Below are 19,957 nucleotides of genomic sequence, written 5' to 3'. Positions count from 1 at the left end.
CTCGATGCCGTCGAGCGAGTCGTGGTCCTTCCAGTACAGGCCAAGCACGTTGATCTCGCCAGAACCAATGATGCGCAGGTCCTTGCCGGAGGTGGCGTTGTACTGGGCCTGGTAGTTGATGGTCTGGAACTTCGAGATCTCGATCTGACCCTCGGTCTGCGCCGGGTTGACCTGCGGGTACTCAGAGAAACGCACGATATCGAGCTCGATGCCAGCCTTCTGGGCTTCGTCCGCGAAGACACTCCAGGCCTTCTGGTCTGCGTCGGTGGTGCCGATCTTGACGGTCACAGCGTCGCCATCAGCACTGCTTGTCGACGACTCCGTCTCCGACGAACACGCCACCAAAGAGGTTGCGGCGATGACAGAGGCTGCCGCCGCTGCGAGAAAACGCTTGGTACGCATGAACTACGCGCTCCTTATTGCTTCTTGTGCTTACTTGTTCTGCAGACGGTCAAGGATGTCGTTGAGCTCCTTCTGGTCGCGGTAAACCGGAACCGAGGTGCCCTTGGAGTCCTTAGCGGTAGCTTCAGCGACCTCCGGGGTCTGCCACAGCTCGACCAGCTTGTTCAGGGTTTCATCGGAAATGTCCTCGGAACGAGCAGCGAACACGTTGATGTACGGCTCTGCTTCCTTGGACTCCGGATCGTCCTCGAACACGGCCAGGCTCGGCTCGATGCCTGCGCGGTCCAGCCAGGTGTTGTTGATGATGGCCGGCTTGCCCTCGTTGTAAGCGTTCGGGGTCTGGGACGCGTCGACCGGGGTGACGGTGACCTTGGACTCGTCCTTGTTGATCTCGGCCGGGGTCGGGGTCAGCGGGTCAGCGACGTTGTCATTGAGGGTAAGCAAACCGGCCTGAACCAGCACGTTGATGGCGCGGCCCTGGTTGGATGGGTCGTTCGGGATAGCGACGGACTGGCCCTCGATGCCGTCGAGCGAGTCGTGGTCCTTCCAGAACAGTGCGAGCGGGACGATCTCGGTGGAGCCGACAACCTTCAGGTCCTTGCCGGAAGCAGCGTTGTACTCGGCGAGGTACTTAATGTGCTGGAACTTGTTCACGTCCAGCTCACCCTGCGCGAGCGCCTCGTTGACCGGGGAGTAGTCGGAGAACTGCACGATGTCGAGCTCGATGCCGTTGTCAGCTGCGAGCTGCTTGAATACAGTCCAGGCCTCCTGGTCGGCCTCGGTGGTGCCGATCTTGACGGTAACGTTCTCGCCGTTTGCGGCGGTGGTCTCGGTGGCGTCGTTGGACTCGTTGGAGCAAGCGACCAGGCCGGTGGTGGCGAGCGCTGCAGCAGCAACGGTTGCGAGGGTGCGCTTGATACGCATGATGTCTCCTTGTTTATTGGGAAAGTTTGACGGGTGAGAATCTAGCACCCTATGTACCGCTTAGTCTATTTTTTAGAACAAAGCAGTTTGCGCTTCTATGCCTGGGCCAATAAAAGCGCAGCTTGTCCGATGTTGTGCAACGCCGTTCGAAGGTGGTCTGACTCTGCGTTCGCGTCCAACTTCATCGTGCAGTCCAGGTCGCGGCATACCCAAAGAAGGTGCCATGCAAGATCGTCCCAATCTGGTGCGCCGGTGACGAAAGTACATCCATTTTTGGTTACCTCTAGGTCGGTGCGATAGGGAGGGGGGATCCGTTCGGCCACCAGATCGGGTGAGCTTTCCAGCTCCACACGGATGACGCAGGGATAGCGTTTTGCGATATCGCTGCTGAAGTCCGGGGGTGGTGGAATCTTCGGGGTGAAACCCCAGCATGTTGTCTGTGCGTTGCTTATTCGGTCGAGGCGAAAAGTGCGCCAGTCGTCTCTGCTTTTGTCAAATGCTTGGAGGTACCAGAGCTCGCCTTGGGTCATGAGCCGGGCTGGTTCAACTTCCCTCGTGGATGATGTGCCGTTGGGCTTGCTGTAGGTGAAACGTACGAGCGTGTGGTCCCGCTGTGAAGTGGCGAGTTGGGTGAGTAGTTGTAGTTCGACGGTCGGGCGCTCATGGGGGAGCGCCGTAGTTGCGTTATCAACCGCTGATGCTAGGGCTCGCAGGTGGGGCGGCAAGATATGATCAATTTTGGCCAAGGCACGAAGTGCGGCGGTTCCAGCGTTGTCGGTGCCGTTCAGGGCCATCATGCGCAGACTCGCGACGAGCGCGACGGCCTCGGTGTCGTCGAGGAGTAGGGGCGGTAAATGGCGACCAGTGCCCAATTGGTAGCCTCCCTCGATCCCGCTGCTGGAATTGACCGGGTAGCCCATATCGCGCAACCGCGCGATATCGCGGCGCACTGTGCGCTCTGTGACGCCGAGCTCAGAGGCGAGGGCGCTTGCTTGCCACGTGGTTCGCGCTTGCAATAGTCCCAAAAGCTGGAGCACGCGCTGCGTCGTATTTGCCATGCAGTCATTCTTCTCCATACTGCGGACAAAAGCTGTCCTCAACGGGGCTTAGGGTTCCGGTTGGAAAGTGATCAACAGGAAGGAATATCGATGTATTTTCCGCGCAAAGACAATGAGCTAGACACGCTTTGTAACTATCTTGACGTGCAGTTAGATGCGCTGCGGGCTAGCGCGTTTGGGCTTGACGACGATGCTGCGAGGCGCACTCCACTCCGCAGTGCGCTGAGCATTAGCGGACTGCTCAAACACGTCACGTTTGTCATGGTGAGGTCGCTTTCCGGTGCCGGTGTTGCCGGGTATGAACACTCACAGGCCGACTTTGCAGCCAGCTTTACGCCGACTGCCGAAGAGACGCTGGATCGCATCTTGGAACGCTTCGATAGCGTGCGAGCTGACTATATGGAGATGTGTCGCGGCGGTGACCTTGAGGCGGAACTGCCGGTGGGGCCGTTCCCGTGGTACGGCATGGATGAGCCGCAGGTAGCTAAGTTGCGCTACATCTATGTGCATGCGGTGGAGGAGTTCGCCCGCCATGCCGGGCATGCGGACATCATTCGGGAGCAGATTGACGGTGCGCAGGCTGCAGAGTTGCTTGCGGCGATCGAGGGGTGGGAACCGAACGAATACATCACCCCTTGGAGTAACTAGCACAGAGTTTCGAACGGTGGTAGCGTTCCCGCTATGAGGTTCAACGGGGGAGCGCCACTGTCGTGGTCGCGGCTCGAACGCATCCTCTCCGGCCGCCCCGGCCCGGAGCCGGTGCCGGTCGGTCACACCGGCACGCCCGCAGGCGCCGCGTACGGCAAGGCGGAGCCAGCGCCCCCGCCGCAAAAACAATGCCTATCGACGACACCGTTCGCCGAGCTGCACACCGTCAGCTCGTATAGCTTCCTCGGCGGGGCGAGCGAACCGGAGGACTTGGTGGCCCGGGCCGTTGAGCTGGGACTGAGCGCGGTGGGGCTGCTGGACCGGGACGGATTCTACGGCGCGGTGAAGTTCGCGGAGGCGGCCGCCGCGGCCGGGCTGGACACCGTCTTCGGGGCGGAGCTGACGTTGGGTGACACCGTCCTGCCCGTGATCGCCCGCGGGCCGGAGGGGTACAAGCGACTCTCCCACCTGATGGCGGACGCGCACATGGCCACCCGGGAAAAGGACAAGGTGGCCTATCCGCCGCTGGAGCTCATCGGCGACCAGCTGGGCGGCACCTGCGTCGTGCTCGCCGGCTGGCAGTGGGTAGGGGAAATCGACCACCTGGTCGAAACATTTGGCCAGGACAATGTGGTGCGAGAATATGAAGTTTCGATGACTCCTGAAGACGCTGACCGGCACGCAATGCTCGATCGTTTTGATCACCTCCCCGCCATCGTCACCGCGATACCGGCGGCAGCCACGCGTGAGCAGGCGAGGTTGGCTGCGGCGAAGCGTGCGTTGGCTCGCAGAGAAGCACTTGCACAAGCACACGGGGACTTGCATCCGATGGGGGCGAACTGGCTGCGCTCTGGCGAGCAGCTCGAACGGATGCTGCCGGGATGCAAACACATGCTGGATTACAGCGTTGAGTTGGCAAAGCAGTGCGCGTTCACGCTGAATCTTGTCGCGCCTGAACTGCCGCGCTACCCAACGCCAAGCGGGCGAGGCGAGATGGATCATCTGCGGGATCTGACGTTGGCGAGCGCGCAGTTCCGGTACGCGACGCGGAGTGCGGATGTGCGCAACCAGGCGATGAAGCAGATCCGCTACGAACTGAGCGTGATTGAAGAGCTGAACTTTCCCGGCTACTTCCTGATCATTTACGACCTCGTGGATTTCTGCGCGAAGCAGAACATTTTGTGCCAAGGACGTGGTTCGGCGGCGAACTCGGCGGTGTGTTTCGCCCTCGGGATCACGAATGTCGAGCCGATCGAGGCAGGCCTCCTGTTCGAGCGTTTCCTATCTCCCGACCGTGACGGACCACCAGATATTGACCTAGACATTGAGTCAGGCCGGCGAGAGGAGGTCATTCAGTACGTCTACGACACATATGGGCGCGACAATGCGGCGCAGGTAGCTAACGTGATTACGTACCGCACGAAAGGGGCGGTCCGTGATGCCGCGCGTGCGCTCGGATACGCACAGGGCGCTGCGGATAGTTGGTCGAAGGGGCTTTCAGATCCGCCCGAGGCTGTGGAGCAACTTGCAGCACAGTTCAAGGGGCAGCCGCGTCACCTGGGCATTCACTCTGGTGGCATGGTGATTTGTGACCGTCCCATCGCCGACGTCGTCCCCGTCGAATGGGCGCGCATGGCAGATCGCTCGGTGGTGCAATGGGATAAAGATGACTGTGCCTCCGCTGGTCTGGTCAAGTTCGACCTGCTGGGGCTCGGCATGCTCGAAGCGCTGCACCACATGGTGGATCTCGTGGAGGAAACCACAGGCCGCAAGGTGCATTTGTGGGTGCTTTCGCTTGACGACGACGCCGTGTACGACATGCTTTGCCGCGCCGATTCCGTCGGCGTGTTCCAGGTTGAATCGCGCGCACAGATGGGCACGCTGCCTAGGTTGAAGCCGCGCAGGTTTTTCGACCTGGTCGTGCAGGTGGCCTTGATCCGCCCTGGTCCAATCCAGGGTGGTTCGGTGCATCCGTACCTGCGGCGTCGCGACGGGCTAGAGCCGGTCGTGTACGACCATCCGGTGCTCGAGCGATCCCTTGGCAAAACACTGGGGATCCCGCTGTTCCAAGAGCAACTTATGCAGATCTGCGTCGACGCGGCTGGTTTTTCCGGACGTGAGGCGGATGCGCTTCGGCGCGCGATGGGATCGAAACGCTCACCGGCCAAGATGGCCGCGTTGCGCGCGAGGTTTTTCGAAGGCTGCTGGGCCACCAACCAAATCAGCGAAGAAGTCGCAGAACGGCTGTGGCAGAAGATCGTGGCGTTCGCCGCATACGGATTCCCGGAATCGCACTCCCAGTCGTTCGCCTCTTTGGTGTACTTCTCCGCCTGGTTTAAATGCCACTACCCGGCGCAGTTCTGCGTGGGGTTGCTGCGGGCGCAACCGATGGGGTTCTACTCACCACAATCGCTGGTACAGGATGCGCGCCGGCACGGGGTAGAGGTACTGCCAGTGTCGGTCAACGCGTCGGGGCGCGAGGCGCGCTGCATTGATTCTTCAACGATCCGGATGGGGCTCGGGCTCGTCCGTGGCTTAGGTGCGGATGCCGCTGACCGGATCGAAGCGGCGGCACCGTTTACCGATATTGCGGATCTATCGCGCCGGGCTGACCTGAGCGTCGACCACGTCGAGGCGCTCGCGCGGGCGGGGGCGTTGGACTGCTTTGAGGTGTCTCGTCGACAAGCATTGTGGCAAGCGGGTATCGCTGCCACGGAACGCCACGGCATGCTGCCCGGATTATCGGCGATCTCGGCGCCGGCGCTGCCTGGCATGAACTCGTTCGAACTCATGGTGGCTGACATCGCAGCCACAGGGGTGACCCCGGGGCTCATGCCGGTGGAGATGGTGCGCGAATCGCTGGAGGAGCGAGGCGTTGTTCCGGTTTCACAACTGCTGCATGGCGTGGAGGACGGCACTCGCGTGCGCATCGCCGGAGTGGTGACGCACCGCCAACATCCGGTCACTGCAGGTGGTGTGACATTTTTGGGAATGGAGGATGAAACCGGGCTGGTCAACGTGGTTATCTCAGTCGGGTTGTGGAAGAAGCAACGCGTCCTTGCCCGCACTGCGAAAGCGCTCGTCGTACGCGGGATTGTGCAAAATGCTTCCGGGGCAGTGTCCGTGGTGGCGGACCGGTTCGAACCGTTGGAGGTAGGGGAGCTGCTCTCCCGGGGATCGAGGGACTTCCGATGAATGCTTCGATGAGCCCTGTCATGAGCAAGGCCGTGTCTGGGGCTGCTGGTAGCGTGATCGCCATGTCTGAAGCGCTCAGCGGAAGCCCTGAACATCACCCCGGACCAAACACTGCAGGTCCGAACACTGCAGTCCAGCCCACTACCGGCGTGCATAGCCCGGTGCAGCCTTTGCCGTCCTCGGTCGAGGAGATGCACAAAGTGTCGCCGAAGTTGATGTGGCCGATGCTGGTGTCGAATGCCCTGTGGACCATCGGCGTGTGCGGTGGCCTGTATTTGGCCTACCGCGAGTGGGGCTGGGGATTCCTGATCCCGCTGGGGATTTTCACGGTGATCTTCATCTGGCGCTTCTTCCTTATCCCGTACCAGGTCCGCAACATGGGCTGGCTGGAGACCGAGGACGAACTGGTGCTGAGCACCGGCAAGATGTTCCACACGATCACGGTGATTCCGTACGGGCGCATTCAGTTCGTGGATGTGCAGTCGGGGCCGATCACACGTGCCCTGGGGCTGAAGGAGCTGACGGTGCATACGGCGTCGAATTCGTCCAACTCGGATCTGCCGGGACTGCTTGCGGCGGATGCAGATGCGTTGCGGGATCGCCTTGCGCTGAAGGCTCGTGAGCGGATGAGTGGGCTGTGACAAGCGGACGCGTATCGACGATTCCCGGCATGGAGGGCTACCGCCACGTCCATAGGCTCACGCCACTGTTGCGTGTGTGGACGTTCATGCTGGCTCTAGCGACACTCGCCCTGTTCAACTTCACCATGCCGATTTATCGGTGGATGCAGCGCGAAAACGTCGGCCCCACCGACATTGCATGGGCAGCCGCAGGCCTTGTGGCTGCGCTCGTGGTGGTTTTCGCGGTGTCCCAGGTGTGGTGGCGCCGCAGCGGATTTAAGGTAGGCGACGAAGAAGTGGAGACCCGCCGCGGTGTGCTTACCAACCAAATCCGCACCGCGCGCTACGACCGTGTTCAGGCAGTTGACGTAGTCGAATCCTTTGCACCGCGACTGTTTGGGCTTGCCTCCGTGCGTATCGAGGCCGCAGGCAGTGCCAGTTCAGGTTTGGACATCACATACCTTCCGCGCGAGGAAGCAGAAGAGGTCCGCGCGCAGATCCTGGCCCGCATTGACGGGCCAGTAAAGCGTTCGCTTGAGAGCGCCGCCGCTGCCGGGGCCGAATACGCACCGAACATGTTGGTGCCGCCGATCCCGATTCGCCGCTCGCTGATCGGCACCACATTGCAAATGTCGACCGTATTCACACTGGCGTGGTCGACGATTCCACTGTGGACGGATGTGACCGCCGCGGCGATCATCCCGGTTGTGGTGGGTTTCATGCCGCGCATTTGGCGCACGATCGACCAGTCGTGGCGCTTCAACGCGACGAAGGACGGGGAGGTGTTCCACTTGACGTATGGGTTGGCGAATCGTCGTCGGCAAGCAATGCCTCGCTCGCGTATCCACGCGGTGCAGTTGCGCCAGCCAATGTTCTGGCGCCCGTTCGGATGGTGGACGGTCTCTGTCGTGGCGGCGGGTTATGGCTCGGAACGTAACAAGCAAACCGGCACGTCGAAGATTCTGCCAGTGGGGACGTGGGAACAGGCGATGGCCGTGATCGATGCAGTCGGTCCGCTTACCGGCGCAGAACTGACCGATCTGGACAACGTAGATTTCCGCTCCCCGCGCAGCGCCCGGTGGATCTCGCCGTTCGACTGGAAACGTCAAACGGTCAAGGTCCGCGCCGACGCGGTCACGACAACGGCAGGGCGGATCGGGCGCTGGTTCCAGATGGTGGACGTCCCACACATTCAGGAACTGACCTTCAACCAGGATCCGCTGCAGCGAAAACTTGGCCTGGCCAGCATTGACCTGGACCTGGTGCCCGGCGCCTTCAGCGTGACGTGTCGGGATTTGGAGGAGGACCAGGCGCGTGGGCTCGTCGATAAGCTGCGCGCCCGCGAGTTGCCGCCGCTGTCACAAAGCGCCGGGGAACCCGAGCTGGCGCCAGGCCTCGTAGATGGCGACTGACGCCGAGTTCGTCAGGTTCATACTGCGCCGCGACGGCAGCATCGGAATCCGCACCTGACACGTAATCCGCGGGTGGGCGAGGTGCTCCTCCGGGATGCCGTTGGCCTCGTTGCCGAACAGCAACGCGTCGCCGTCCTGGTATTGCACCTCGTGGTAGTGGTGGTCGGTGTGCGCGGTGAACGCGAAAATGCGTGAGCCTTCCAACGCGTCGAAGCAGGCGTCGATGTTGGGGTGGATGACCACGTCTGCAAGATCGTGGTAGTCCAGGCCTGCGCGTTTGAGGTGTTTGTCGTCAAAATTGAAGCCGAGCGGCTCGACGAAATGCAGCTGCGCGCCGGTATTTGCCGCAAGGCGGATCGCCGCGCCAGCGTTGCCGCCAATGGCCGGATTGTCATAGATGATGTGGAGCACGCACAAGAGTCTAGGATTGGGGCCGTGACTGCGATCAAACTGGACGGAAAACTCTACCGCGAGGAGATTTTCGCGGACCTGCGCGAGCGCGTGGCGCGACTGAAGGAACAGGGGGTGACCCCGGGTCTGGCGACGGTGCTTGTCGGCGAAGACCCCGCCAGCCAGAACTACGTGCGCATGAAGCACAAGGACTGCGAAGAGCTCGGCATTGCCTCCATTCAGAAGCACCTGTCTGCGGAGACCACGCAAGAGGAGCTTGAGGCGGTTATCGACGAGCTCAACCGCGACGATTCCGTCACCGGCTACATCGTCCAGTTGCCGCTGCCGAAGCACCTGGATGAGAACCGGATCCTGGAGTTGATTGACCCGGACAAGGACGCCGACGGCCTCCACCCGGTGAACCTGGGCAAACTTGTCCTCAACGAGCCGGCGCCGCTGCCGTGCACCCCGAACGGCTCCATCAAGCTGCTCGAGCGCTTCGGCGTGGACCTCAACGGCGCGATCGTGTGCGTCATCGGCCGCGGCGTGACCGTGGGGCGCCCGATTTCCCTGATGCTGACCTCTCGCGATGTCAACGCCACCACCGTGCTGTGCCACACCGGCACCAAGGATCTCGCCGCGGAGACTCGCCGCGCGGACGTGATCATCGCTGCCGCTGGCAAGCCACACATGATCACCGCCGACATGATCAAGGAAGGCGCGGCGCTTCTCGACGTCGGCGTCTCCCGCGTCGACGGCAAAACCGTCGGCGACCTGCACCCCGACGTGTGGGAGAAGGCCGGTTGGGTCTCCCCGAACCCGGGCGGTGTCGGCCCGATGACGCGCACGTTCCTGGTGCGCAACATCGTCGAAAGTGCCGAGCGCCAAGCAAACCAGGACGCCTAGCAGGGTGGGAAGCACCCGCTTCCAGCTCCCCGGGACTTCGCTGCCACCGGGGTTGACGCTGGATAACCCTCACGACCGCGGCAACGTCCCGTCACGCCTGCCACTTTGGCTGCAGCGCGTCGGGGTTGCCCTGTTTGTTGTCGGGTTCGTCATTTCCGGCATCTTCGCCGCTACCGAGCACTGGCGTCGCGCCACGTTCACCCTTGGCGCGGCGCTGCTGTGGCTCACGCTGGTGCGCTTGACCTGCGACTCCAAGGTTATTGGTCTGGTCGCGGTGCGCTCCAAGCGTTTCGACGCCATGTTCACCACCGCCCTTGGCGCCACCATGATGTGGCTGTCCTGGTCGGTGGACGCGCTGGGGTCTTAACTCCTAGATCGCGTAGTCGCCGTAGCGTGACGCGATCTCGCGGGCGGGCGGGATTTCGTGGGTGAGTTTGATGAAGTTGCGCAGAATCCGGTCCATCTGACGTGCCTCCACGAGGAAGGCGTCGTGGCCGACGGGGGAGGACAACTTCGACATGGCTAGCAGGTTGCCCAAGTTTCGGGAGATGTGTTCCTGCTGGTGGTAGGGGTACAAAATGTCGGTGTCGACGCCGACGATCATCGTCGGCACGGTTGAGGATGCCAACGCCTTGTTCAGCCCGCCGCGGCCCCGGCCGATGTCGTGGCGGTTGAGGGCTTCGGTGAGGGTGACGTAGCAGGCGGCGTCGAAACGCTCGGTGAGTTTCTTGCCCTGGTGTTCCAGGTAGGACTGGACGGCGAAGCGCTGGTCGTCTTGGCGGAATGGCCCGAGTGGGTTTTCGCCGGTTTGGGCGGAGGTGCCGAAGCGCTCGTCGATTTCCAGCTCGCCACGGTAGGTCAGATGGGCGATGCGACGCGCGGCGGCGAGCCCGGCATCCGGCGACTGGCCGGTGCCGTGGTAGTCGCCACCCTGCCAGGCTGGGTCCTGGGTGATCGAGGTGATCTGCGCGGTTTGGATACCGATCTGCCAGGCGCTTGCTCGGGCAGACACGGCCAGCACCAGCGCGTAGTCGGCTTGCTCGGGGTAGAGCAGCGTCCACTCCAGAGTGCGCGCGCCGCCCATGGATCCACCGATGACCGCGTGGACGCGCCCAATGCCGAGACGGTCAAGGAAGGCGTGCTCGGCGTGCACCATGTCGCGGATCGTGATGGCGGGGAAGCGCGAGCCCCACACACCACCATCCGGGTGCTCGCTCGCGGGGCCGGTGGAGCCGTAACACGACCCGAGTGCGTTGGTGCAGATCACGCACCACTCGTCGGTGTCTAGCGCTTTGCCGGGGCCGATGGCTTCGGACCACCAGTCGGAGGCGTCACTGTCGCCGGTCAGGGCGTGTTCGACGAGGATGACGTTGTTGACGCCGTTGGGGTCGCCTTGCAGTGCGCCCCATCGTCGATAAGCAATGCGCGTATCCGCGATCACCTCGCCGGCCTCAGTGACAACATCGCCGATGGCGACCGTGGCGAGCTGCCCTTCAGGAGCCAGCATTTAGACCGCCGCGAAACCGCGCTCGAGGTCCGCGATAATGTCCTCGACATCCTCGATGCCGACAGACAAACGCACCGTGGCCTGCGTAATACCAGCGCGGGCAAGACCCGCAGCGTCCGACTGGGAGTGCGTTGTCGACGCCGGGTGCACCACCAGCGAGCGCACGTCGCCGATGTTGGCCAGGTTGGAGTGCAGCTTCAGCGCGTCGATGAACTTCCACGCGTTCGTCTTGTCATCCTGATCGCCCGCGATGTCGAACGACAGCACCGAACCGGTGTACTTCAGACCCAACTTGTCCTTCGTCGCCTTGTACGGCGAATCGTCCAGGCCTGCGTAGTTGACCTTGGCCACCTTGTCATGGCCCGCGAGGAACTCCGCCACCTTCAGCGCGTTCGCATTGTGCTTCTCCACGCGAAGCGCCAACGTATCAATACCCTGCAGCGCAACCCACGCGTTGAACGGCGAGATCGCCGCACCCGTGTCGCGCAGCAAACCGGCGCGGGCACGCAGCGCGAACGCCGGGGCGCCCAGGTCCGCGTACTTCAGGCCGTGGTACGCCGGATCCGGGGTGGTAAACAGTGGGAAGACGTCCTTGCCGTCGCGCTGGACGGTCCAGTCGAACTTGCCGCCGTCGATAATCGCGCCGCCAATCGCAGCACCGTTGCCGGTATAGAACTTCGTCGTGGACACGACCACGATGTCCGCGCCCAACTCCAGCGGCTTGACCAGAGCGGCAGTCGCCATCGTGTTATCGACGATCAACGGCACCTGATTGTTATGGGCCACCTCTGCAATGGCCGGGATGTCCAGCACGTCCGCGATCGGGTTGCCGAACGTCTCGCCATAAAACGCCCGTGTGTTCGGCTGGACGGCAGCCTGCCAGCTTGCGGGATCGTCCGGGTTTTCCACGAAGGTGAACTCAATGCCCAACTTTGGCAGCGTGTGCTGGAACAGCGTCTCGGTGCCGCCGTAGAGGCGTGGGGAGGTAACAACGTGGTCGCCCGCCTGCGCCAGGGTAAGAATTGCGGCGGTCTCCGCGGCCATGCCGGACGCGAACGCCGTGGCAGCCACGCCGCCCTCCAGCGACGCCACGCGATCCTCTAGTGCCTGCTGCGTCGGGTTGGTCAGGCGGGTGTAAATCGGGCCTGCATCCGAGAGGTTAAAGCGGTTCGCCGCGTGCTGGGCATCGTCGAACACGTAGCTGGTGGTCATGTAAATCGGCTGGTTACGCGCGCCGTAGTCCTGGTCGACCTGCTGGCCAGCATGGATCGAGCGCGTACCAAAGGACCATTCTTGTGCGTTGGAGTTGTCGTAGTTTCCCATGCGTCGCAATGTAGCCCGCTTGGTCTGTAGTTGTGTACCAAGCGGTCTATTTTGCGAGTTGAGGGGCTGAATAAAAATAGTGCAAATATCCCAGCTCGCGATCGTTCGACCTCCGATGCCGAGACAGGGGAGTAGAACTTGGCTACGTTTACTAAGCACGTCGCGCCCGTGACGTCTTAGTCGCGCCGTAGTTGAAGGAAGCCTCCGTGTCTGCTCAGCCTGCCGATCACGTCCGTGAAGACATCCGACTCCTAGGCCGGGTACTCGGCCGCGTGCTTGCCGAGCAGGAAGGGCAGGAGATCTTCGACCTGGTCGAATCCACCCGCCGCACCGCCTTTGACATCGCCCACGGGGACGCCACCCCGGAAGACCTGCTCGCAGTCTTCCGCGATATGGACATCCCCAAAGTGAACCTCGTCGCACGCGCATTTAGCCACTTCGCGCTGCTGGCTAACTTGGTTGAGGATCTTGACGACGAGAAGGCCGCCGCACCGGTCTCGCTACGCACAAGCTTCGCGCACCTGAAAGACAGCGGCGTGGAGGCAGACAAGGTCGCCGACCTTATCGCCGGGGCGCAGGTCTCTCCGGTGCTCACTGCGCACCCGACTGAGACCCGTCGCCGCACCGTCTTCGACACCCAGACCCACATCAAGCGCTTGCTGAGTGAACTCCACGCTGGTGCCGACCCGGCAGCCATCGAACGCGAGATGGAGCTGCGCATGACCCTGATGTGGCAGACCGCGCTGATCCGCATCGCCCGCCCGCGTCTTGAGGACGAGATTGACGTCGGCCTGCGCTATTACAAGCTCTCCCTGCTTGAGCAGATCCCGGCGATCAACCGCGCAATCCGCTACGAACTTCGCGACACCTTTGGCCGCGACCTCGCCCTCACCCCCGTGATGCGCCCGGGTTCCTGGATCGGCGGCGACCATGACGGCAACCCGTACGTGAATGCCGAAACGCTCACGTATGCCACCCGCCAAGCCGCCGATACTGTGCTCAGCTACTACATCGATGAGCTGGGTGAGTTGGAGCGCGAGCTGTCGCTTTCAGACCGCTATTCCACCTGCTCGGAGGAGCTTTCCCGGCTTGCGGATGCCGCCAACAACACCGCCGAGTCCCGCGTCGATGAGCCCTACCGCCGGGCCATTTTTGGCATCCGCCACCGTGTCGTCGCTACGCGCGAGTTGCTCGCTGGCTCGGTGACCACGGGCTCGCCGTATGCGGAACCGGGCGAGCTGCTCGCAGACTTGGACGTGACCGACGCCTCCCTTCGTGCCCACGGCGGCGCCATCATTGCCGATGACCGGCTGGGCCGCCTGCGCTCCGCCGTGACCACCTTCGGCTTCCACCTGTACACGCTTGACCTGCGCCAAAACTCCGAATCCTTTGAAAGAGTCGTGACCGAAGTGCTTGCGGTTGCCGGCGTGTGCGATAACTACGCCGCGCTCGCTGAAGAGGACCGCGTGGAGGTACTCGTCGAGGAGCTGCGCACCCCGCGTCCGCTGCTGCGCGCCGAAGCACTGCTTAGCGACGACACCCGCAAGGAAATGGGCATCCTCACCGCCGCCGCCCGCGCCGTTCGGGACTTGGGCCAGGGGGCGATCGCGCAGTGCATCATCGCCATGACCGGTGCCGTCTCCGACATTTTGGAGCCCATGGTCCTGCTCAAAGAGGTCGGCCTGAGCGACGTCAACGTCGTCCCGCTGTTTGAAACCATCGAGGACCTCGCACACGGCGCCAGCATCCTCGAAGACCTCTGGTCGCTGCCGTTCTACCGCGAACATCTGCGCGCCCGCGGTGACATCCAGGAGGTCATGCTCGGCTACTCCGACTCCAACAAGGACGGCGGCTACCTGCAAGCGAACTGGGCGCTTTACGACGCCGAACTCGCCCTGGTTGAACTCTGCAACCGGCACGGCATCCGCCTCCGACTCGCGCACGGCCGCGGCGGGGCAGTCGGTCGCGGCGGCGGGCCCACGTACGATGCGATTCTCGCTCAACCCAAGGGAGCCGTCGACGGCTCCATCCGCATCACCGAGCAGGGCGAGATCATCTCCGCCAAGTACGGATCGCCAGAGACCGCCCGCCGCCACCTCGAAGCCTTCGTCGCCGGCACCCTGGAGGCATCCTTCCTGGATACCGAACCTATCGACGACCCGACCCGCGCCTACGACATCATGCGTGCGCTTGCCGCCTACTCCGGCGAAAAGTACAACGAACTGATCGGCGACCCCGGGTTCATTGACTACTTCACCCAATCCACCCCGCTGCACGAGATCGGCGAGCTCAACCTCGGCTCTCGCCCGGCGTCCCGCAAACAGACCACCGCGATTTCCGACTTGCGCGCCATCCCCTGGGTGCTGTCCTGGGCGCAGTCGCGCACCAATGTGCCTGGCTGGTTCGGCGTCGGCACCGCAGTCGAGCGCTGGGCTGGGGAAGACGAAGACCGCTGGGATGACCTGCGCGAACTCTACCGTGACTGGCCGTTCTTCCGCTCCGTGCTGTCCAACATGGCCCAAGTCATGGCGAAGGCCGAGCTGTCGCTGGCCCGCCTCTACGCCGACCTAGTGGAGGACCGCGAGGTAGCCGAGCGCATCTACTCCCTTATCGCCGATGAATTCGAGCGCACCAAGCAGGTCTACTTCCGTATCACCGGGCATACGGACCTTGTTGCCGAGAACCAGCGCCAGGCCCGATCCCTAAAACGTCGCTACCCCTACCTGCTGCCGCTCAACGCGGTCCAGCTTGAGCTGCTGCGCCGCTACCGCGCCGGCGACGAGGCCTTCCTCGTCCCGAAGACGATCCAGGTCACCATGAACGGGCTGGCCACCGCACTGCGCAACGCAGGGTAGATCCCCCTACAATCCGCACCAGAAGCAAGAAACAGGCAAGAAAACGTTTCTTCAGGTAGGGGAGTTTTTGGGGTGGTTTTGGGGCTGTTTTGGAATCTTGTTCCGGTTACGGAGCAAGAAAACTATTCGGCCCAGAAAGGGACATAGCGGCGGTTGCGTGCTCCAGCATCCGGGTCGTAGAGCCGGATAAGGCCTTTGTCTACCGTGGCGTTAATGAGACGGCTCGCCTGGGAGGCCTGCGAATCTTTGAGTCCGAAGCGATGCCGTATCGATGCGTTAGTAACGGCGCGGCTGTCCAGAAATCCGAGGCACGCATGCTGGTAGACGGCTTCAATCTTTTCGTCCGTAGTCATCAGGTTGAAGGGGCGGTAGGCGCTCAATGTGACGGTTGTTGTGCCGTTTGTACGAGTAAGTGCTGGTGGAAAGTGCTCTGCCTCCAATGATGCAACAATCTTGTCCCAGCCGCTTCCACGTTGCTCGACGAAGTGCGCGAGGCGAAGCGCTTCGCCGAGGTGCGCATTACGAGTTGTAGAAGCCGAGTCAATAAAACGTTGGGGGTCGACCAATGGCGTACCGGGATTGGTCACTTCAACGCGGTCACTGAAAATCTCAACAGTCAAGTACTGACCGCGCTGTTCCAGGTCCTGGTGCATGAGCGCATTCGCAAATACTTCGCGAAATGCCACCGTAGGCAGCAGCGGGGTTTCAATTCGGCGTCCGCTTGGATCGATAGTCTCTCCGCCGGGGCTCAGTGTGTTAACCAAGGTCACGATCTGGCTAAACGATGCGGCGTATCCATCGTCAAACTCCCACTCTCGTTGCAGTTGTGTCCTTGATGTGTCACTGAAGTGCATCACCCGTGGGGCTAAACCGGCGAGGTGTGGGAAGTCTTTGAGCGAGCGTGCGTACATCAGAGCGGACCAGGCCGGGATGCACCAGCCCAATTCGTGGGAATATGTAATCGCTTCCGCTGCTCGCATTGTCTCGATGAGGGCACTGCCAACATTGCGTGGTAGCTCTGGTCGGTTGGTAAAGAACGCGTCGGGGGAAAGTAGGTCGGTGACCTCTTCGGGCTCGAGGCCTTCCGCGGCGTTGCTGGTTTCAAACTCGAATTGGTTGAGCTTTCTCCACAACTCGCGTTCGCGATCTGGGAAGTCCATCAAGTTTTTGGTGTAGCTACCCTGTCGGAAGTAGCGAGTTCCGTCATAGGCGTAAGGGGCTGAGAGTGTAGCTGGAATCCGGAGGAGTACGACGGTTTTGCCTTCGATTGTGACCGACTCGAAGGAGATTGTCGGCGTGGGAGAGACTACACGCTGCAGCCAAGGGAAAAGGTCTTCGTTGCCCCGGCCTTTCGTAGTCTCCCATTGGAACGAAGTGCCTACGATTTCATGAGCATCACTTACACCCCAGATCAGGTAGCCTGCTGGTTCGTCATGAAGGCGCGCTGAGTTGCCTAACGCGCACACATACTTGGCGATCTCCGGGCCGGTCGCAGCGTTGTTTTCCTTAAACTCCAGCCAGGGGAGTTCCGCAGGCAAGTCGAGAAATCGTTGGATCCTGGCGATGAGTTGAGGCTCCGACGTGGAATTAAGCGGTGACATGCCTCAAGTATCCCCCAGAAGCAAGAAACAGGCAAGAAAATATTTCTCCAGGTAGGAGAGTTTTTAGGGTGGTTTTAGGGCTGTTCTGGCACCTTTTCTGGGTGCGGAGCAAGAAACGGTTTGGTTGCGATCGCAACCATGGGTGAACGCCGTCGCTACGCCACGCCGGGAAAACCTTAAGTTTGTCTGGCAAGGTGATATATTGTGGGGTAAATCACAGAGTGGGCGCTCCTACTTGTAGTAACATAGATCTGACCACGATAATTGCGATACCGCGATAGCCCACGCAGTTGAATATCGACAGATGGGAGGGACCATGGAAGTTCAGAATCGACATGGCTCTGCAGCTGTGAGGAAGTTTCAGTCGGATCGTGGCTGTTTAATCAAGAACGGTTGGTCACGCGCCACTGCTTCGCGCGAGAGGCTTGGAAATGAATCCTTCTACCAACATTGCTAGAGCATGTCTCTTCTAAAATCAGGCCTATTAGCCGTGGGGATATTCGCCACGGCTATTCTCGCGACCACCGTGGCTTTCCTTGGTGCGCAGCTTTATTCGGTGGTTGATGGCCACCTTGGCGAATACGGGGTGCAGGTGGAATCGGATCGCGCCGCTTCGGAGCGCGTGAGTTTCTATTCCGACCTGGCCGAGTTTGCGCGAAATAATGACTTCGATGTCGCGATTAACTACTCATCGCTCGCTGTCTCGGGTGGGGAGCAACGGGTCTACTCATCCTCGCTTCCACCTGACGGTGGTCGGGTGGAGCGGCCACGCTTTGAGCGGGGAGAAGTTGACATATTTTATCCGCTGGAAGACTTTCCATACCCTGACCCGAGGCAACCTCTTCATGTCAAAGGATCTGCGGCGGACGAACAACATTTGCTGCGGTGGTTGGATGAACAGGGGCTCGACGCGGTACCTCTTACCAGGTACTTCACGGAAATCTTTGCATCTTCGACTATTCCTATCCTGTTGATCTTGTCTGTGCTCCTGTGTCTGGTGCTCAGCGCGGGCCATGTTCTTGCCCGCTCACGGGAGGTCGGTGTTCATCGACTGTTTGGGCTCAGTATCGCAGAAACGGCCCGTATTGAAATTGAGCGACAGAGGATCACACTGGTGGTTGCCTACCTCGGGGTCCCACTGCTCGTTGCGGGCTTACTTTATGCCTATAACGGGTGGGCGCAAGGCGGGGTGTTTTGGAGCATTCATTTTACGATCAGCTTCATTCTGTCGACATGTTTGCTCATTGGTTACTTGGGTGGCCAGTTGCTGGTTCGCAGGACGTCGATACCTCAATCCATTAAGGGCAAGATCCACGCGCGGCCAATTCTCTACTCCCTGACCGTTGTCCGCGGCGTGACCCTGGTTGCTGCGCTCAGTGTGGTTGCAACCCTGGTCGGGTTTTCAGCGGAACTTGAGGCGCGTCATCGCTTGCAAGGAGAGTGGGATGCGCACCGTGGGCAGCAGGAGTTGGCGTTGAACGTTAACACTGCCTTCGAAGATTGGTCAGATAGAGAGGCCGCAGCGCCATTTCGGGCTGCCGACGAGGCGGGAGACATTTACCTCGTCGACCCGTATTGGATTACATGGCCCGTGGAATTGGAGGCACCTGTTTTATTGGTGAACCAAGAGTTTGCGCGACAGGCAGGAGTGTCGATGATGAATGGCGCTGTTGTGACGGTTTGCTCACCGGGGGAGTTGTCTCTTCAGTCGGTCATCGCGATCGAGGATACGCTCAAGTTCGAGGCTAGCTATACCAATGAGCCAGTTCCCGGCATAGAGTGGCGCGACGGCTGCAGCTTGGGTTCGGTATTCACTTACGATGTTAATTACCGTCCGCAAGTTGATAACCCGATTCTCGTCATCCTCCCGCGTGGCCTTGCTCCGTTGGGGGACCACAACTTGATGTCGAAGGTATCCCAGCAAGTCCTTCTCACTGTCTCCCCGGATGTGCCGTCGCAAATATTGAAAGGTGCTACTGGGAATACGCTTGCTTTCTTCAGGCCGCGCGAGGACTCATGGCAGGCAAGCATTCGTGCCGCCGAGCAGAATGTGGCTCTGTGGGGGCTGAATGGCTTTGCGACAGTCCTACTTGTGACGGTCTTGGTCGGAGCCACAGTCCTTACTTTTCGCGTCACCTATCGGCGCAAAATCCACGTTGCCTATGTTTGCGGGCGAAGCCCCTGGTGGGTTGCAAAGGAAGTGGTAGCGATTGAGGTTGCATTTTTCTTAGCGACGATTGGCTGGTTGCTCTATAAGGTTCACGATCATCGGGTTCAAGCAGAGAGTCGCGTACCGTCAACCTGGAGTATCGGGTTTGAAAATCAATGGTCACCATTCACCATTGTCGCAGTCGTAGGTTTCGGCGCAGTATGGTTCGTAGTTTCCGTGGCGTTGATGCTCAAGGCTGCTTCGCAGTGGGATGCAAGGGGAGGGTTGGAACCGCAATGACAATTCAGGTAAGCGAAGTAGCCTGCGCATTTGGAGAGAGGATGGTTTTGCAAACTTTCACAGCCACGTTTCGGGCAGGTCGTATCACGGCACTCACGGGGCCCTCCGGCAGTGGAAAAACAACCTTGCTCAATATGATGGGTGGGCTGACTACACCGGATTCGGGGACTATCGAATTTAAGGGACTCGACATCGCATCCATGAATTCGGGTGCACGTCGCAAATTTCGGCGAGCAAACGTCGGGTACCTGTTTCAGGACTACGGATTGGTACCCGATCTCTCTGTACTGGAGAACATTAAGATTGCTGTTCCCCGTATCTCCCGCGAAAGGGTGGCAGCGGCGCTGGCTGCAGTCGGGCTTGGAGGTACCGAAACGCGAACAGTGAGCGAACTTTCTGGTGGTGAACAACAGCGAATTGCTTTGGCAAGGCTCATTCTCGCGCAGCCAAAGATTGTGTTGGCTGATGAGCCAACCGGGGCTCTCGATGAAGCAAATGCGCAACTTGTGCTTAAGCATCTGCGTCAATTCGCGCAGGATGGTGCAGTTGTCGTCGTAGCCACCCATTCTTCGTATATTGCGGATAACTCAGATGGGGTGGTTGAGCTCTGAAGGCCTGACGCGACGAACAGCAAAAGCCCCGGCCACTGTGTGGAAACAGTGACCGG

General features: G+C 60.8%; 16 protein-coding genes. 9 read left to right on the top strand and 7 right to left on the bottom strand.

The features are described 5' to 3' along the window. The 3 genes from HMPREF3120_RS12330 to HMPREF3120_RS02230 form a co-directional block, all read right to left on the bottom strand. Positions 1-402, bottom strand: a 402-nt coding sequence (locus HMPREF3120_RS12330) for a MetQ/NlpA family ABC transporter substrate-binding protein (protein ID WP_246815399.1), incomplete at its 3' end; no start/stop codon positions are given. Positions 403-432: 30 nt separating this feature from the next. Beyond that, entirely contained in the window at positions 433-1,326 is an 894-nt protein-coding gene (locus tag HMPREF3120_RS02235) for a MetQ/NlpA family ABC transporter substrate-binding protein (protein ID WP_070450481.1), read from the bottom strand. A gap of 95 nt (positions 1,327-1,421) precedes the next feature. Beyond that, entirely contained in the window at positions 1,422-2,384 is a 963-nt protein-coding gene (locus HMPREF3120_RS02230; protein WP_083284741.1) for a helix-turn-helix transcriptional regulator, read from the bottom strand. A gap of 90 nt (positions 2,385-2,474) precedes the next feature. Between HMPREF3120_RS02230 and HMPREF3120_RS02225 the strand changes: the two genes are divergently transcribed. The 4 genes from HMPREF3120_RS02225 to HMPREF3120_RS02210 all read left to right on the top strand — a co-directional run bounded on the left by HMPREF3120_RS02225 (position 2,475) and on the right by HMPREF3120_RS02210 (position 8,259). Then, positions 2,475-3,032 (top strand): DinB family protein, encoded by a 558-nt coding sequence (locus HMPREF3120_RS02225; protein ID WP_070422802.1) that lies wholly within the window; start codon positions 2,475-2,477, stop codon positions 3,030-3,032. A 33-nt stretch (positions 3,033-3,065) separates the two neighbouring features. Continuing rightward, positions 3,066-6,227 carry an error-prone DNA polymerase gene (locus HMPREF3120_RS02220; protein ID WP_070450478.1) on the top strand — a complete coding sequence of 1,054 codons (3,162 nt, stop codon included), beginning with the start codon at positions 3,066-3,068 and terminating at the stop codon, positions 6,225-6,227. A 62-nt stretch (positions 6,228-6,289) separates the two neighbouring features. Further along, positions 6,290-6,868 (top strand): PH domain-containing protein, encoded by a 579-nt coding sequence (locus HMPREF3120_RS02215; RefSeq protein ID WP_311522886.1) that lies wholly within the window; start codon positions 6,290-6,292, stop codon positions 6,866-6,868. Further along, positions 6,865-8,259, top strand: a complete 1,395-nt coding sequence (locus HMPREF3120_RS02210) for a PH domain-containing protein (RefSeq protein WP_141739344.1) — start codon at positions 6,865-6,867, stop codon at positions 8,257-8,259. The genes HMPREF3120_RS02215 and HMPREF3120_RS02210 overlap by 4 nt, the downstream gene beginning before the upstream one ends. On the opposite strand, the gene HMPREF3120_RS02205 is transcribed toward HMPREF3120_RS02210, so the two are convergent. Further along, a complete protein-coding gene (locus HMPREF3120_RS02205) occupies positions 8,206-8,676 on the bottom strand; it encodes a tRNA (cytidine(34)-2'-O)-methyltransferase (RefSeq protein WP_070450472.1) in 471 nt (156 codons plus the stop codon). The genes HMPREF3120_RS02210 and HMPREF3120_RS02205 overlap by 54 nt on opposite strands. 18 nt (positions 8,677-8,694) lie before the next feature. On the opposite strand from HMPREF3120_RS02205, the gene HMPREF3120_RS02200 reads away from it, so the two are divergent. Together HMPREF3120_RS02200 and HMPREF3120_RS02195 are read left to right on the top strand one after the other, a co-directional pair. Then, a complete protein-coding gene (locus HMPREF3120_RS02200) occupies positions 8,695-9,555 on the top strand; it encodes a bifunctional methylenetetrahydrofolate dehydrogenase/methenyltetrahydrofolate cyclohydrolase (RefSeq protein WP_210384486.1) in 861 nt (286 codons plus the stop codon). A gap of 4 nt (positions 9,556-9,559) precedes the next feature. Further along, entirely contained in the window at positions 9,560-9,922 is a 363-nt protein-coding gene (locus HMPREF3120_RS02195) for a DUF3017 domain-containing protein (protein WP_083284740.1), read from the top strand. 3 nt (positions 9,923-9,925) lie between these two features. On the opposite strand, the gene HMPREF3120_RS02190 is transcribed toward HMPREF3120_RS02195, so the two are convergent. Next, complete coding sequence (locus HMPREF3120_RS02190; RefSeq protein WP_070422807.1) at positions 9,926-11,062, bottom strand: homoserine O-acetyltransferase MetX; 1,137 nt, start codon at positions 11,060-11,062, stop codon at positions 9,926-9,928. Then, positions 11,063-12,385 carry an O-acetylhomoserine/O-acetylserine sulfhydrylase gene (locus tag HMPREF3120_RS02185; protein ID WP_070450469.1) on the bottom strand — a complete coding sequence of 441 codons (1,323 nt, stop codon included), beginning with the start codon at positions 12,383-12,385 and terminating at the stop codon, positions 11,063-11,065. Between the two features lie 206 nt (positions 12,386-12,591). Here HMPREF3120_RS02185 and ppc point away from each other — a divergent pair, with 206 nt between their 5' ends. Further along, positions 12,592-15,240: a phosphoenolpyruvate carboxylase gene (gene ppc / locus HMPREF3120_RS02180; RefSeq protein ID WP_070450466.1), complete on the top strand. Its 2,649-nt coding sequence runs from the start codon at positions 12,592-12,594 to the stop codon at positions 15,238-15,240. Positions 15,241-15,362: 122 nt separating this feature from the next. On the opposite strand, the gene HMPREF3120_RS02175 is transcribed toward ppc, so the two are convergent. Beyond that, entirely contained in the window at positions 15,363-16,841 is a 1,479-nt protein-coding gene (locus HMPREF3120_RS02175; RefSeq protein ID WP_070450463.1) for an RNA-binding domain-containing protein, read from the bottom strand. A gap of 460 nt (positions 16,842-17,301) precedes the next feature. Here HMPREF3120_RS02175 and HMPREF3120_RS02170 point away from each other — a divergent pair, with 460 nt between their 5' ends. Further along, positions 17,302-19,290 (top strand): hypothetical protein, encoded by a 1,989-nt coding sequence (locus HMPREF3120_RS02170; protein WP_070450459.1) that lies wholly within the window; start codon positions 17,302-17,304, stop codon positions 19,288-19,290. Continuing rightward, complete coding sequence (gene ccmA, locus HMPREF3120_RS02165; RefSeq protein WP_070450456.1) at positions 19,287-19,901, top strand: heme ABC exporter ATP-binding protein CcmA; 615 nt, start codon at positions 19,287-19,289, stop codon at positions 19,899-19,901. The genes HMPREF3120_RS02170 and ccmA overlap by 4 nt, the downstream gene beginning before the upstream one ends. The last annotated feature ends 56 nt before the right edge of the window (positions 19,902-19,957 follow it).

Source organism: Corynebacterium sp. HMSC11D10 (assembly GCF_001806995.1).
Lineage (GTDB): Bacteria > Actinomycetota > Actinomycetes > Mycobacteriales > Mycobacteriaceae > Corynebacterium > Corynebacterium coyleae.
This window is presented reverse-complemented; position numbering and strand designations above follow the sequence as displayed.

Coding starts and splice junctions, on each gene's coding strand:
- HMPREF3120_RS02235 (WP_070450481.1), bottom strand. CDS start 1,326: ATGCGTATCAAGCGCACCCTCGCAACCGTTGCTGCTGCAGCGCTCGCC.
- HMPREF3120_RS02230 (WP_083284741.1), bottom strand. CDS start 2,384: ATGGCAAATACGACGCAGCGCGTGCTCCAGCTTTTGGGACTATTGCAA.
- HMPREF3120_RS02225 (WP_070422802.1), top strand. CDS start 2,475: ATGTATTTTCCGCGCAAAGACAATGAGCTAGACACGCTTTGTAACTAT.
- HMPREF3120_RS02220 (WP_070450478.1), top strand. CDS start 3,066: ATGAGGTTCAACGGGGGAGCGCCACTGTCGTGGTCGCGGCTCGAACGC.
- HMPREF3120_RS02215 (WP_311522886.1), top strand. CDS start 6,290: ATGTCTGAAGCGCTCAGCGGAAGCCCTGAACATCACCCCGGACCAAAC.
- HMPREF3120_RS02190 (WP_070422807.1), bottom strand. CDS start 11,062: ATGCTGGCTCCTGAAGGGCAGCTCGCCACGGTCGCCATCGGCGATGTT.
- HMPREF3120_RS02185 (WP_070450469.1), bottom strand. CDS start 12,385: ATGGGAAACTACGACAACTCCAACGCACAAGAATGGTCCTTTGGTACG.
- HMPREF3120_RS02175 (WP_070450463.1), bottom strand. CDS start 16,841: ATGTCACCGCTTAATTCCACGTCGGAGCCTCAACTCATCGCCAGGATC.
- HMPREF3120_RS02170 (WP_070450459.1), top strand. CDS start 17,302: ATGTCTCTTCTAAAATCAGGCCTATTAGCCGTGGGGATATTCGCCACG.
- ccmA (WP_070450456.1), top strand. CDS start 19,287: ATGACAATTCAGGTAAGCGAAGTAGCCTGCGCATTTGGAGAGAGGATG.